The 14,300-nt window shown below is 63.9% G+C and carries 7 protein-coding genes and 5 pseudogenes; 4 read left to right on the top strand and 8 right to left on the bottom strand.

Annotated features, from left to right (window positions below; translation table 11 throughout):
- Nucleotides 1–112: 112 nt before the first annotated feature.
- The 3 genes and pseudogenes from HBB12_RS33350 to HBB12_RS34605 all read right to left on the bottom strand — a co-directional run.
- Complete coding sequence (locus HBB12_RS33350; RefSeq protein ID WP_236993544.1) at nucleotides 113–1,309, bottom strand: hypothetical protein; 1,197 nt, start codon at nucleotides 1,307–1,309, stop codon at nucleotides 113–115.
- A gap of 957 nt (nucleotides 1,310–2,266) precedes the next feature.
- Nucleotides 2,267–2,815, bottom strand: a complete 549-nt coding sequence (locus tag HBB12_RS33345; protein ID WP_236993543.1) for a hypothetical protein — start codon at nucleotides 2,813–2,815, stop codon at nucleotides 2,267–2,269.
- Between the two features lie 727 nt (nucleotides 2,816–3,542).
- Nucleotides 3,543–3,701: pseudogene (locus HBB12_RS34605) on the bottom strand (ISL3-like element ISMdi2 family transposase); the annotation flags it as partial.
- A 597-nt stretch (nucleotides 3,702–4,298) separates the two neighbouring features.
- Between HBB12_RS34605 and HBB12_RS33335 the strand changes: the two are divergent.
- Nucleotides 4,299–5,143, top strand: a pseudogene (locus HBB12_RS33335) (transposase); the annotation flags it as partial.
- A gap of 157 nt (nucleotides 5,144–5,300) precedes the next feature.
- Here the strand turns inward: HBB12_RS33335 and istB are convergent.
- From istB to HBB12_RS33320, 3 genes and pseudogenes are all read right to left on the bottom strand, one after another.
- Nucleotides 5,301–6,032: an IS21-like element helper ATPase IstB gene (gene istB, locus HBB12_RS33330; protein WP_060846004.1), complete on the bottom strand. Its 732-nt coding sequence runs from the start codon at nucleotides 6,030–6,032 to the stop codon at nucleotides 5,301–5,303.
- A pseudogene (gene istA, locus HBB12_RS33325) lies at nucleotides 6,032–7,533 on the bottom strand (IS21 family transposase). Before istA ends, istB begins: the two are co-directional and overlap by 1 nt.
- A 106-nt stretch (nucleotides 7,534–7,639) precedes the next feature.
- Nucleotides 7,640–8,494: an ISL3 family transposase gene (locus tag HBB12_RS33320; RefSeq protein ID WP_442919404.1), complete on the bottom strand. Its 855-nt coding sequence runs from the start codon at nucleotides 8,492–8,494 to the stop codon at nucleotides 7,640–7,642.
- A gap of 337 nt (nucleotides 8,495–8,831) precedes the next feature.
- Here HBB12_RS33320 and HBB12_RS33310 point away from each other — a divergent pair.
- A pseudogene (locus tag HBB12_RS33310) lies at nucleotides 8,832–9,424 on the top strand (IS3 family transposase); the annotation flags it as partial.
- 84 nt (nucleotides 9,425–9,508) lie between these two features.
- Here HBB12_RS33310 and HBB12_RS33305 read toward each other — a convergent pair.
- Together HBB12_RS33305 and HBB12_RS33300 are read right to left on the bottom strand one after the other, a co-directional pair.
- A pseudogene (locus tag HBB12_RS33305) lies at nucleotides 9,509–9,808 on the bottom strand (IS66 family transposase); the annotation flags it as partial.
- Nucleotides 9,809–9,903: 95 nt separating this feature from the next.
- Nucleotides 9,904–11,031: an SGNH/GDSL hydrolase family protein gene (locus HBB12_RS33300; protein ID WP_236993541.1), complete on the bottom strand. Its 1,128-nt coding sequence runs from the start codon at nucleotides 11,029–11,031 to the stop codon at nucleotides 9,904–9,906.
- Nucleotides 11,032–11,331: 300 nt separating this feature from the next.
- Between HBB12_RS33300 and tnpC the strand changes: the two genes are divergently transcribed.
- The gene (gene tnpC / locus HBB12_RS33295) at nucleotides 11,332–12,615 is read left to right on the top strand and encodes an IS66 family transposase (RefSeq protein ID WP_236993540.1); all 1,284 of its coding nucleotides are present in this window, start codon (nucleotides 11,332–11,334) and stop codon (nucleotides 12,613–12,615) included.
- Nucleotides 12,616–12,997: 382 nt separating this feature from the next.
- The gene (locus HBB12_RS33290) at nucleotides 12,998–14,290 is read left to right on the top strand and encodes a hypothetical protein (protein WP_236993539.1); all 1,293 of its coding nucleotides are present in this window, start codon (nucleotides 12,998–13,000) and stop codon (nucleotides 14,288–14,290) included.
- The last annotated feature ends 10 nt before the right edge of the window (nucleotides 14,291–14,300 follow it).

Genomic DNA, 14,300 nt, shown 5'->3' with positions numbered 1-14,300 from the left:
GATTACCCGTGGGTCATGTCGCTTGCAGCGCAGACTGCACCCAGCAGTTCGGTCTGACTGGGTGTATCACATGACCCAAGTTCAGTGTGAAATGTGTCGTCGGCGCGAAAATCTATGTCGTCGTCTGATCAGCGGCAACGAGCTCAAGGAGAGGAAGTGACGTCTGCCCCACAGAATTTGTCCGCTTCGTACGCAGACTGGCGCGGACCTGCTTGGGGTCATCGGCCGCCTGAATCCATCCCTGGCTGGGACGCCTGCCACCGCTGATGACCTCGAATGCTTCAATATTACGCACCACGTTCATCTGAGCTTGGAGGGCCTGAGCAGCAAAATCGGCACTTGGAAGGATGCAATACATTGCGTCGATTTTCGAGCGTCGCTTACCTTCGCCCTGAAAAACTCCTTCTTCCGTAACTGATTCAATCAGCTTCATCCGCTTCAAATCCTCGAAGCAGGTTGCGAGCACCTCGAACAGCTTGCGAGACCGGGAGTAGTTGAGCCCACAAGCATCGCGCACGGCCGATGCTGCCAACATCAGCGTCGGCGATCCGTTGTTTTCGCCGAAGACGAAGGCGTGCTGCAGCCGCTTATAAATGTACCGTGATACCGGCTTTAGCGACATCAACGTTTCATAATTTAAATCATGAAAATCGAGATTGCGTATGGCCTCAGCCAGCAGCGGGTTGACCTGGATATATACGGAAGAGCGCTCCTCCTTGTTCGCGGCGCCAGCCTTTCGCAATCTCATGACGGGCAGGATCGCGGACCCCAGCATGAGGTCCCAAGGCTCTCCGTCGCCATCGTAATCGGTGCGTTGAATTGTTACCTTGGCAGTGTTGAGGATGACGAGAGCTTCCTCGATTTCCTTGTATCCGAAGGTGTGTCCTGTGGATTGCAGTTCTTTATAAAGATCGTAAAATTGCAAATTAATGGCAACGACATCTTTGTCGCTGACTTCCAGATTGAGCTTGCGTTGCTGGATGGCGATCTTTCGGATCGCAAGTTCGATCAGGTGTTCGCGTTCGCCAGGATACTCTTCGACCTTGACGCCGTTGCGATTGATACGAGCGGGGTTCAGCGTGAGCCGATAGGTATGCCCTCTTGCCTCGAACGTCCGCTCGACCGATGCCAGATAATTACCCTGCCGCAGTTCGGCGCTCGTATAGATCACCTGCCAGGGTGTTAGATCCCACAAGCCGAAGCTCTTCGTCATCCGACCGGACGGGCTGTCGAGAAACGCGAACTGGGCCGGTTGCTCGGCCTCCGGACCGTTCTTGGCTCGCTTGGCGGGAACACGACTCAGGCTCATCGGATCAAACCTCCGATGTTGAATGGATCGGGGGACACCTGCCGAGTCAAAGCCAAATGTCCTGCAGCCGAGCGTTATGCGTGTTTTGCACCGAGGTATTTTGGGCGCGATCCTGAACCGAGGGTGAGGGATTCGGGGCGCGATCGGGAGCCCCATGCAGAGCTGGGGGATTCGGGGCGCTGCCGAAGAGTGCCAGCGATGCCGAGGGCTGCCCGTCGGCGCCTTGCGGCGGCTGGGGTATTTCGGGCGCGATGCTCATGCAGCAAGGACGACGCCTGGTAGGACGATAGGAGCGATCGTGACGTGCTTTTCATGGTCGGAACATCCGGCCCGAGGTCCCATTCGTCAGACCGCTGCAGCAAAGGGCCTCTGAGGTAAATCGGGCGCCATCAGTCCCGGGCTGCCCCTGAGGTATTCGGGGCGCGATCCGCCTGGCAGGGCTGAGTCATTTCGGGCGCGATCCGGCTGGACGGCCTGAGTCATTTGGGGCGCGATCCGCGGTATCGGGCCATATCGCTGACAGTGCAGGCGTTTTCCCGGCATCGCGAAAAAGCACGGACGTTCTCGTTTCGCCGACCGCCGCGCCCCGAAAACCTCGGTCGCGGCAGTCCCGTCAGGCGGCGGAACCGTCGTCGGCGCCCCGCCGAGGTCACGACCTCGCCCCAAAAACCTCAGCTTGCGAGAGCGTTCGGCATCCATGGGCCGCAACCGAGGCGATTGGAACGCGCGGCCGCGCCGGGTACTGGCTTTTCGTGACGGTAGGGCAGGCTGTAAGCGCCCCACACGCCGAGTATCGGTCAACCCTCTCGTCATTTCTCCAGCGATCGTCACCCGAATCGGTTCGCCGGCAGCGCTTCATCGCGCCTCAAAAACCTCACGTCACGCCCCAAAAAACTCAGCGCCTTAAGTCGTGTATTGCAATACGCCCCGAATACCTTACGAAGCGCCCCGAAAACCTCATGGGAAGTGCTTTGAATCGAACGACGAACCGGCACCCGATGCGTTCAAGACGATCAATCCGTCTTTGGAGCGGACGCAATGCTCATCCCACAGGCCTTCAAGCCAGAGCTGCTTCGGCTGCTGAACGAGCTTCCGGAAGAAGCGTGGGCTCACAATCTCTGGCGTCAAACGCTTTATAAGGAGCTTGAGGCCGGACGCTGCACCGAGGACGAGGTCAGCGCCTTCGAGCGCGAAAGTGTCGCCGTCGTCCGGTGTGCGGTCCGCGGAGTGTTCGACGGGATCCCCTCGCGCTTTGATGACAAGCGCGTGAAGCGGCGTGGTCGACGCTCTTCGCCTGGGAATCGCACCAGGATCACCCGGATCGTCGGTATCCGCTACGTCCGCAGGCACGCGCTTGACCCGTTCATTAGCCAACTCGTGTCGCCCGGCGCACGCACGACGCTCCTGTATCTGATCGCGCGCTGCGGGAAGCAGCGTGTCTTCAAGAAGCAGACCTGCCTCGTCGCCAGCGATCTCGGGATCGCGCAGCGAACCGTCCAGGCTCACTACGCCGCCTTGGAAAAGGCTGGGTATATCGTCCGCGGCGCTGTCGACCCAAAGACCAGCGCAACCCCGATCCGTCTGACCGAAGCCGTCGAACCGCCGCGCTTCAAATGCGCCAACGCGCCGATCACGTCTTTGCACGAGACGGCAACGCAAGAATCTGCGCCCACCAAACCCATAAAGGAAGAATCTAAAACGAGTTACGCCGAGGCTGTGAACACCGGGGAGCCTGCCTTTGGATCACGATCAGCGAGGCAGCTCACGGCGCGAAAGCCCGGGGCTGAGCTATCACCACCGGCACAGCCCCGGGCTCTCACTCTCGGGGGCGAGGACATGCTCGATCAAGCGTTCAGGCAAGACCGAAAAGCACAGCGGGATCCGGGCCAACCAGGGGATGTCGGGCTGACGGAGTTCGATCAACACCTCAGCGCGATTCTCGTGCGCATTGCCTGCAGCCATTCAGAGCAACAGGCACAGCGTCGATCGTCCCAGCCCGGAACGTCGATTTCGACCGGCATAGGCTCAGTGGGTCCGCGCGAGGAAGCGGGGAGGGGATCATCGAAGGAGGTTTTGTCGCGAGCACGGTCAGAGACAGCGCAGACCGCGGCAGGTCGGACGCCAAGAGCGATCGGAACTGTGCCCCGAGATCATGTCAAAGGGGATCGGAATGGGGTTCATCCGCACTTTCAGTGTTGACGGGTGCTTGTCCAGCCAAACTCGGGGGCTCGGCTCACGCGGCATGCAGCACTCGCTGGCAGAGCAGGTCGAACTTGGCTCGACCATACATGCTGGGTTTGATCAGTTTGAGGCGGTTGACCTGCCCTTCAACCTGGCCGTTGCTTCAGGGCTCGGCGATCGCCGCGCGCACGGCATCCTCATCCTGCCGAAGCCCGGTGACGGAGCCACCAAGTTCGGTGGCGGCAGCAGCCTCCAGCCAAGGTGTCAGTCCGGCGGGATCGTTCTGGCGCAGGAGATCGGTGAAGGCGCGCACATCCTCGGCCGCCCGCTTCAAGGGCGGAGCCGCCTCGCAGAGTGCCTCGGTGAAGGCGCGATCCTCGGGCGGCAGCACGGCTGGATCGCCCGTCAGCCACCGGGTGATGCGGCGTGTCGAGGGGATCCGAGCGGAGGGCGGTCGAGCCGGCGCCCCCGAGCGCTGCCGTGCGGCCCAGCGCCGGACGATGTCGCAGCCGCCCGTGAAGCCCTGCGCGCACAACTCGCGATGAAGACCGGTGGCGCTGCGCTGACCGTTCTGCCAGCGCGCCTCGACGAAGGAGATGTAACGGTCGAGCCGGCTCGGGCCTGCCGCACGGCGGTAGGGCATGAACTGGCCAGCCCGGATCCAGCGACGCACTGGGATTGGCCCGGATCGGTGGTTCTTGCTCGTTTTGATATTGGTGGCGCATTCGGCAAGGCATCCTGCGATGAGAGGACGACCAGCGCGGCGCGAAGAGTGACGATGTGGCCCCACGCCCATCAGGAGGGGAGCATGTCGCTCGACGTGAGACGCACCTATCTCGTGCCTGATCAGACCGCGCAGGTCGCGCGAGCGCTCTTTCCGGACGGCAATCCGATCATGCGCCTCTATGATGACCTGCATCGGGTCGTGGAGGATCACGACTTTGCCGACCTGTTCCCGGTACGGGGACGCCCTGCTGAGGCGCCGGTCCGGCTCGCCCTCGCGACCCTGCTGCAGTTCATGGAGGGACTCACCGATCGCCAAGCCGCCGACGCCGTCCGCACGCGGATCGATTGGAAGTACCTCCTGTGCCTGGAGCTCAACGATACCGGCTTCGACCACACCGTCTTGAGCGAGTTCCGCACCCGCCTTCTTGCCCATGGAGCGGGAAGCCGGCTCTTCGACGCGACGCTCGCACTGGCACGGGCGCGCGGGCTCCTGAAAGGCGGTGGACGCCAGCGCAGCGATTCCACGCACGTCCTTGAAGCGATGGGAACTCTGAGCCGATTCGAAGTTGTCGGGAAACGCTGCGCCACGCACTGAACGAACTGGCAACGGTCGCGCCCGACTGGCTGCGCACGTGCACGACCCCGATCTGGGTCGAACGCTACGGGCTGCGGGCGAGCGAGTTCCGGCTGCCCAAGAGCCAGGCAGGACGCCAGGCGTGGGCGGTGCAGACAGGGATCGATGGGTTCACCCCGCTGGCCCTCGCCCCACCCGTCCTGCGTGACCTCCCAGCCCTCGAAACCCTGCGACGGGTCTGGGTGCAGAACTTCCTCCGCGAGGACGGGCCGGAGGGCACCCGTGTCGCGTGGCGGACGAACGATCAGGTGCCACCATCGGGCCGCTACATCGGCTCGCCGTATGACGTCGAGACTGTCAAACGGCATCGGAACGGGACCCCTGATCGGCGTCCAATTGGGACCCCTTGTTGCGCGTAGCGCGACGCCCCTGGTCAGCCCGGCGAAGCGGGTCGGGGTGGCGCAGCCGGGCTGACCAGGGGTCCAGGATGAGCTGCGCGCAGGCCATCCTTCACGCCCGGTTCTTGAAGCGCCAGCTCTCGTTGCCGGTCTCGACGATCTCGCAGTGGTGGGTCAGCCGATCGAGCAGCGCCGTCGTCATCTTGGCGTCGCCGGCAAACACGCTCGGCCACTCCCCGAACGCCAGGTTGGTCGTCACCACGATCGAGGTGGTCTCGTAGAGCCGGCTGATCAGGTGGAACAGCAGCTGACCGCCCGACTGCGCGAACGGCAGGTAGCCGAGCTCGTCCAGCACCACCAGGTCGAGCCGGGCGAGGTGGTCGGCGATGCGGCCCTGCCGGCCGGCTCGCGCCTCGGCCTCGAGCCGGTTGACGAGGTCGACCACGGTGTAGAACCGGGCCCGCGCCCCGTCCCGGATGCACGACCGGGCGACCGCGATGGCCAGATGCGTCTTGCCCGTGCCGGTGCCGCCCACCAGCACGACGTTGCGCTGGTGGGCCAGGAACTCGCCGCCGCAGAGGTCGCGCACCAGACCCTCGTTGATCGGCGTCCCGGCAAAGGCGAACTCGGCGAGGTCCTTGGCCAGGGGCAGCTTGGCAATCGTCATCTGGTAGCGGATCGAGCGCGCCTGCTTCTCGCTGATCTCGGCCTGTAACAGGTCGCCGACGATCTGCTGCGGTTCGTGGCTGCGCTTGAGGGCGACCTTGATGATCTCGTCGTAGGCCGCCTTCATCCCGAACAGCTTCAGCTCGCCCATGGTGGCGAGGATCTGCTGACGTTCCATCACGGGGCTCTCCTCAGGCTGTCGTAGCGGGCACAGTCGGCGACCGGCTCGTGGCGCAGCCGCAGGCTCTCGGGCGTCAGCAGCGGGACGGGCGCGGGCGGCTCCCGCTGGCGGGCCAGGATGTTGAGCACCACGTCGGCCGAGTGCACGCCCTCGCGCAGTGCCTCGGCGCAGGCCGCTTCGACCACGGACAGGCCGTCGCCGAGCACGGCGGTGAGGATCTCGACCATCTGGCGGTCACCGTCGGCGCTCTGCCGGCGAGCTTGCGGCGGATCCGTTCGAGGGCGGCGGGCAGGACCCAGTCCTTGAACGGTGCGCCGTTGCGCAGCGCGCCGGGCTTGCGGGCGAGCACGGGGACGTAGTGCCAGGGGTCGAACACCGTCTGGCCGCGGCTGAAGGCCCGCGGGTGCTCGGCGACGATGCGTCCGTCCTGGCGGATCTCGATGCGCTCGGCATAGGCGCGCACCTCGACCGGGCGACCGATGGCCGAGGCCATGACCGAGTACTTGTTGTTGTCGAAGCGCACCAGGCAGGTCGAGGACACGGCTGCCGGCACGGCGTGGAAGCCGTCGAAGCGTCCGGCGTAGGGGACCAGGGCTCCCCGTTCGGCTTCGAAGGCCTGCCAGATCGTCAGGTCGCGCTGCTCGGGATGCGGGTGGGCCTTGGCGTAGGCGACGACCCCGTCGAGCAGCAGGGCATTGAGCTCGTCGTAGCTTCTCACTCGGACGCGCGGGGTGAACAGGCGCTCGCGTACCAGCCCGACCTGGTTCTCGACCTGCCCCTTCTCCCAGCCTGACGCGGGCGTGCAGGCCACGGGCTCAACGAGGTAGTGCGAGCACATCTGCAGGAAGCGGCGGTTGTAGGCGCGCTCGCGCCCGACGAAGATCGTCTCGACCGCGGTCTTCATGTTGTCGTAGATCCCCCGCTGGCAGGTGCCGCGGAAGAAGGCGAACGCTCGGTCGTGGGCGTCGAAGACCATCTCCTGGCTCTCGCGCGGATAGGCCCGCACGAACAGCATGCGCGAGTGGCAGAGCCGGACGTGGGCGACCTTGACCGTCGTGGTGACGCCGGCGATCAGCACGATCTCGTGGCTCCAGTCGAACTGGTAGGCCTCACCCGGGGCGAAGGCGAGTGGCACGAAGGCGGGAGCCGTCACGCTGGCCTGCTGGCGCTTCCACGTCTTGGCGTAGCGGCGGACGGCATCATAGCCGCCCTCGTAGCCGAGCCCCCGCAGCGCCTCGAAGATCCGGGTCAGCGTCAGCCGCTCCCGCGCCGGCTTCCCCGTATTGGCTGCCAGCATCCGGTCGAGCTCGTCGCGCCAGGGCCCGAGCTTGGGTGCAGGCTGGACGCTGCGGGTGTAGCGGAAGGCAGTTGCCTCCGAGCGGATCACCTTCCTGACGACCTTGCGGGAGAGCATCAGCTCCCGGCAGATCTGCTTGATCGGCTTATGCTGCACGAAGTACGCGCGGCGGATCTTCGCGACCGTCTCCACGACCAACATCCTCCGCGAGCCTCCCGTTCCGAGTGCGGGAGGCAGTCTGGATGAAGTATCCTGGGGGTCCCGTTTGGACGCCGATCACCCCGGAAACGGGGTCCTTATTCCACGCCTAATCACACTGTGCCCCCGCTTCCAACTCCGACGGAGTGCGGGCAAAGGCGCGGTCGCGCCGGGCGGGACGAGCGGTCGAGCCAGGGAGGAGCGGCAGGCTGCGCAACCGGGCATGGGCACCGTGGAGCCAGCGTTCGACGGCCTGCCGCAGGTTGGTGAGCAGGTGCCAGCGATCGGCGACCTGTTGCGCCTGGGGAGCGCCGAGGCTTGCGCCTCGGGCATACTCGGTCGAGCGATCCCGGGCGACGAGTTCGACGCCGGAGTGCCGTTTGAGCCAACCGGCCACCGTGGGTGCCGTGCGATCCGGGAGGAGATCGATGACGCGGTGACGGTCGAGGTCGACGACGATCGTGCCGTAACGGCTGCCCTTCCGGATCGCCCAGTCGTCGATGCCGACCCGGATGGGAGCCGGCGTGTCGGGCATCGGCATGCGGGTGACGAGCCGCAGCACGGTCGCGCGGCTTGCCGGCATGTGGAGGTGCACGAGAAGACGCGCGCCACCTGCACCGCCGCAGGCGAGGCCGACCCTGGCCTGCGCCTCGCCAAGCCGCCGCGTGCGCCGGGCGTGCGGTGCGAGGAGGTCCGTAGGCGTCTCCGCGAAGGTGCGGCGTCGGCAGGTCGGGTTGCGGCAGTAGAACCGCCGCACCTCGATGCGCAGCCTGGTCTGCGATGTTGACAGCGGCAGATCGGAGGGATGGCGGTGGTAGCGGCTATGGACGGACCGGCTCGCATGCCCGCACTCTGGGCAGCAGCCTGTGGCTGCGTCCAGTCGCACCGGGACGACGAGGTGATCGTCGTGTCGTTCGACGAGATGCGCAACGCGGCACTCGGGGATGGCGAAGGGAATGTTCATGCCTCCCACGATGGCGAGGGTGGATCAGACCATCATCGGCCCGAGGCGATCCACCGCCATCCACGCAAAGTGAGCAAGAACCACCGATCCGGGGCAATCCCAGGCCTTCGCGGTGTTGGCGCGGGTGCGCCAGCGGGCCAACGGCCCGCCCCCAAAAACTGAGCGAAGGGCCAAGCTCGTGCGCACCCTGGTCGCTCCAGGAGATCCGACGGGTCGCGAACCGGCTCGCACAACGGCGCATTGAACCGGCTCTCGTCATCGCCTGGTCAGCGTGGCGGCGCACTCACCAAGCTGCGGCCCGCCAAGCTTACCTAAAAAGGAAAATGCAACTGTAATGCTAGTGCGCCGATTGGGCTTGGCGGGGGTGGTGCGTGGCAGGACCGTGCGCACCACGATCTCCGATCCGGCCGCAGCCTGCCCCCTCGACCGCGTCAACCGGCAGTTCGAGGCTCCACGGCCGAATGCCTTGTGGGTGAGCGACTTCACCTACGGACGACGTGGTCGGGCTTCGTCTATGTGGCGTTCGTCATCGATGTGTTCGCCCGGCGCATTGTCGGTTGGCGGGCCTCACGTAGCGCTCATGCGAGCTTCGTTCTGGATGCTCTGGAGCAGGCCTTGCACGAGCGCCGTCCTGTCCAAGGCAGCGGTCTGGGGCACCACTCTGACCGCGGCTCGCAATACTTGGCTCTACGGTACACAGAGCGCTTGGTCGGTGCGGGCATGGAGCCGTCGGTCGGCAGCGTCGGCGATTCGTACGACAACGTCCTGGCCGAGACGATCAACGGCCTGTTCAAGGCGGAGGTGATCCACCGGCGTGGCCCGTGGCGCTCCTTCGAGGCGGTCGAGTATGCCACTCTGGAGTGGGTCGACTGGTACAACCACCGCCGCCTGCTCGCGCCGATCGGCAACGTCCCTCCCGCCGAGGCCTAAGCGCGCTATCATACCCACGTCGGTGACCAAGCCCTGGCCGCCTAACCAAGACAATCAGCCTCCGAAAAACCCGGAGCGGTTCAGCAGGTCGATCTGCTCATGCACGCTGATCACCTTGGCTGGCAAGGCGGCGGGTAGTGGCCCGCCGTAAGCCGGGCACGAGGTCCTCCGATGCTCACCGAACTGTTCTGGATCAGCGGTCAGCGCCCCTTATGCCCTTCTTGCCCAGGCTTGGCTGCTCCGGGGCAGGCCTTCGCGCCGCTCCTCAAAGTTGCTCGCTGGCGGCTTGGAGGACGTACGCGAGGTCTTTTTCTGCCGGTCCAAGCGCAACACCAACTCGATCAGTTCCTCCTTGCTCAGGCGCTTGAGATCGTCGCGGCCTATCTCAAGAGTGAGTCGGCCAGATTTCCATCCAGCGAAGGAGGCGATTCGAGACTCGCGCCGCGTCTGAACCGCGCCTTTGCTATAAAACTGATTAATTACTGACCTGCATCTGTATCTGTAAATTCTATTATATTTCCCGTGTAGTGAATCGAGACAATTGGAAATAAACTCTCGGTAACAGGATTATGGCTATATTCTTCGAATCCGTCGCGAGGTGTGTATTTTATAATCTCTCCGATGGGGTCCCCGAACCTGAGAACATAGACGGTTTCATTGGCGCTGTCTTGTGCTAGGTCTCCGTTTAAGAATTCGCATGTAATATAAGATGTTAAAAACTTGTATTCACCTGCCTTGACGCCGTGCTTCATCGTACTGACAATATATGAAATTCCGTTGCGCTCTATAATAATTGGAATAGTATTGGATTCACATACATACTCAATGCCCAGCATTATGCCGCCCTCAATTCGAAAGCACAGAGATCTTCCTCCAATATTTACTGCTTGAGTACTAAATCTCCAGTTGCTGTAATTCAAGGGTGCAGCGCCCGTCCTGTCAGATATTTGCTCAACAGACATAAATGACGAATTTGAATAATTCAAAGGATCAATAGGATCAGGGAGGGGATAGGGGCGCAATAAATTTACGGATGATTTCATCAAATAGAGCTTCTCCGAAACCAGATTCGCTATCATAGCTGTGGCAAGCGGGGGTGAATAATGGGCAGAGTCCCCAGGCATATAGAAAGGTTCATCGAGGAATGACTTTCCATATTTTTTGGACAAATTCGCATTTATATCAATATAATTTACTCCATACCATTCCGATATATAATATATGCTCGAAGCAATGCGAGGAACGCGATCGCGGAATGGACCTTGTCGGGTATCAAAAATGATGGACAATATTTCGATTTTTGGATTTTCTCTAAGGGCGAACCGAATTAAAGCCTCGTACGTCCTGGACCAACGCCTCATCAAGATTTCGGAGGGGGAGTAGATAAATTCGTCGTTTAATGCATATTCAATAATGAGAGTGTCCACTGATTTTAGAGCATTGCTTTTTAGTAGCTGCAAAATCCCATAACCACATGTGGTGTTTCCGGTCGAAAGATCATACCGGATGTCAAAATCTCCCTCTTCGCGTTGGCAGCTATTTTTTAAAAAGTACAAATAGCCGCGATTTACGACAGTGTTTGACCCGCCAACAACCGCAATGCGCATGAATGTAGCCTCTTTGCTTTCTCGATCGCGCCCGTTCCGCCAAATGCGGACGTGCCACTCACACGGCGCGGAAATCGTTTTAGCACATATAGCCTGTGTCGCGCATCCTGTGAGTTTATCAGTTTGATCGAATTGCGTTAAGGGCCTGCGGGGTGGTACGATCTGGAGTGTTTCCGTCAGCTATGAGGGTTGAGAAAATGGTAATTACCCAGGGGGGTGCCGTGACGGGCGGCTCGGTCGCGGCTTAGGTGTCATGTCGCCCCCCTTGCCGTCTGATGGTTTGGCTGATTCCCTGTCGGGATGAGCCGCAGCGATTTGGAGCGCCTGAGCAAGGAGGAACTGATCGAGCTGGTGCTGAAGCTGCACCGGCCGGAGAAGACCTCGCGCACCTCGTCCAAGCCGCCGGCCACGGATCGCAAGGAGAGGCGGGAGAAGTCCCGTCCCGGCGGGGCCAAGCCCGGGCATGAGGGCCACAAGCGGGCGCTGACCCCGGATCCGGATCAGGTGGTGGAGCATCGGCCCTGCGCCTGCTCGTCGTGCGGCGAACCACTGCCGGCCGACCTTCCGGCCGAGGTCGTCAGCGTGCACGAGCGGATCGACCTGCCGCTGGTTCGCCCGGTGGTGGAGCAGCACCGGCGCCTGTGCGTGACCTGCCCGGCCTGCCGGACCCGGGTCGCCGCCCGACGCCCGGCGGGAGCCGACGCGACACCCTTCGGGTCGCGGCTGCACGCGGTGGCGACCTACCTGAAGACCTTCCAGGCGCTGTCCTACGAACGGTTGCAGGCGGCGTTGTCGGACCTGTTCGGGCTGAAGCTCAGCCAGGGCGGGCTGATGAACGTGCTGCGGCGCGCCCAAGGCTGCTTTGCCGGGGGCCGGGACGCGGCGCTGGCGCGTCTGCGGCAGGCGCCGGTGGTGGCCTCGGACGAGACCGGGGTGCGGATCGAGGGCACCAACAGCTGGCACTGGGTGTTCCGCTGCGAGGAGGCGGTGGTGCATCACGCCGCCCCGAGCCGGTCTGCTGCTGTCGTCGGCGAGGTGATGGCCGGGCACCGGCCTTTGGTGTGGCTCTCGGACCGGTACTCGGCCCAGCAGGGACACGGCGAGCGCCAGCAGACCTGCCTGGCGCACCTCGCCCGCGACGTGGCCTATGCAGCCGAAGCCAGCGACGACCTGCTCGCCCTGCGGTTCAAGTGGTGGCTCGACAACGCCTTCGGGCTCGCCCGCCGGCTGACCGCGTTGGCCGCCTCGACCCTGGCGCGCAAACGGCGCGAGTTGGAGGGGGATCTCGACGCCCTCCTGAAGGTGCCCGCCACCTGCGACCTCACCCGAGCGCTCCAGACCCGGATGCAGCGGGCGCGCGACCAGCTCCTGACCTTCGTGGCCTTCCCGGGGAAGGTCGACGTGACCAACAACGCCTGCGAGCGCGACCTCCGGCCGGCCGTGGTCCAGCGCAAGGTGACAAACGGCTATCGGGCGATGTGGGCGGCCAAAGGCGAGGCAGACGTGCGCACCGTCGTCGCCACCGCCGCCCTCCGGACCAAGGCCACGCCCTTCACCACCCTGCTCGCGACCATCACCGCCTGAGCAACCCCCCCTCCAAGTGAAAGAGGGGGGGCGGAAAACGCGCGTGCCGAAAAATACCCCCTGGGTAATTACAGAAAATGTGAGTAGGTTCAGGCCGGACGCGGACGAAATAATCGATTGATTTTAAAAACCGCTTGCCGCAGCAACGCTGCGCTAGGTGATGGGGAGAGAGTAGATTCTACAGGTCCGTCATCGAACGATCAGGCATCTTACGATGTCTTGTTGGTCGCACCTGCCTCTCGGCGTCCTGCTCGCGACGCTGCTTGTTGTAGGGCATTCCTTCGCCCTCGAATCACGCGGCCTTGCCCCCCACCTGCCACGCGATGCAGCGACCGACGTAGGTAGGCATGTCCTCGAGCCGCGTGCCGATGCAGTGGACGCGATGGCGTTTATCCCCCCGGCTTTGCGCGCCGGCGTGCGCGACCGGACCGGCACGGCCGACCTGACGCAATACCTGCGCGCCGCCTTCGCCTCCGGCCGGACGGTGCGCTTCCCGGCCGGGCGCTACCCGATCTGCGACGGGCTCACGCTCGCCTCCGGCCAGGCGGCAGTGGGGGAGGGGGTGACGGCCTCGGTGCTCTGGATCGGGCCGTGCTTTAACCTCGCGGCGCCCGCCGTCGTGTCGGTAGCTCCCGGGGATTCGTCGGGCTGGGACGGGATCGGCATCGCCTTCGACCAGTCGGTCGCGACGAGCCGAGCGACGCTCCGGCGCTACCCGTGGGCGCTCGACATCCGCGCCGCCACCCGTGTCAAGATCGGCAGCCTCCGCATTTCAGCCGCCTATAACGGGATTCGCTGCGATGGCAATTGCGGCGGCCTCGCCGCGGACCTGCTCGAGATCGGGGCATTCAACCGGGGGCTTCTCCTCGACGGTCCGCAGGACTTCACCCATATCGGCGTGCTCCATGCCTGGCCGTTCGACTTTGCCGCCTCACCGGCCCTGATGGCGATCTACGGCGATGGGACCACGGTGGCGGCGGAGTTCGGCCGCGTCGACGGGCTCGACATCCGCAGCCTCGACACCTTCGGCGCGGCTGTTCTCGGGAACCGGAACGGCAATACCGGCGCGGCGCGCCAGATCGGGATGATACAGCTCGACGGCGATGGCGCTACCTTCTCGAATGCTGCCGGCGACTGGCAGATCGGCATGCTGTCGAGCACCAAGTCCGGCCGTCCGACCGTTCCCGCCATCGCCTCGGCCGGCGGGACGGTGCTGATCGGGTCGGCGCGGCTGTGGGGCGCCACCGACGCGCCCTACATGACGGTGACAGGCGGCAGCCTCGCCGTGTCCGGCGGCGCGTTCGAGCAGGCCGCCGACCAGCCCGCCGCGGAGGTCACCGGCGGCACCCTCGTCATCACCGGCACGGTGCTGAGGCCGCTCGTCGGCTCCGCCGGCCCGGCACGCCGCCGTCCCTTCCTCGCGCAAGAGGGCGAGGGCGTCCTCATCGCGGCCAGCAACGTCGCCCTGCTCCCGGCGTCCGGGGGAGGCGGTACGCTCATCGGCATCGGGGCTGATAACGCCCGTAACGTCGTCACCGGCAATGTCTTGGCAGGTTGGGGCGTGGCGCTGCCGCCAGGCGCCATGTTGGGATCCTACGGCAACAACGTCACGCCGGCGCAATCAACGGTATCCGGCGTCACGGTTGGACGGCCCGGTTCGAGATCGGCCCGCTGAACCGGGACGG

Source organism: Methylobacterium sp. SyP6R, assembly GCF_019216885.1.
Taxonomy (GTDB): domain Bacteria; phylum Pseudomonadota; class Alphaproteobacteria; order Rhizobiales; family Beijerinckiaceae; genus Methylobacterium.
The sequence above is the reverse complement of the archived record's forward strand: the minus strand, read 5'-3'. Positions and strand labels throughout refer to the sequence as shown.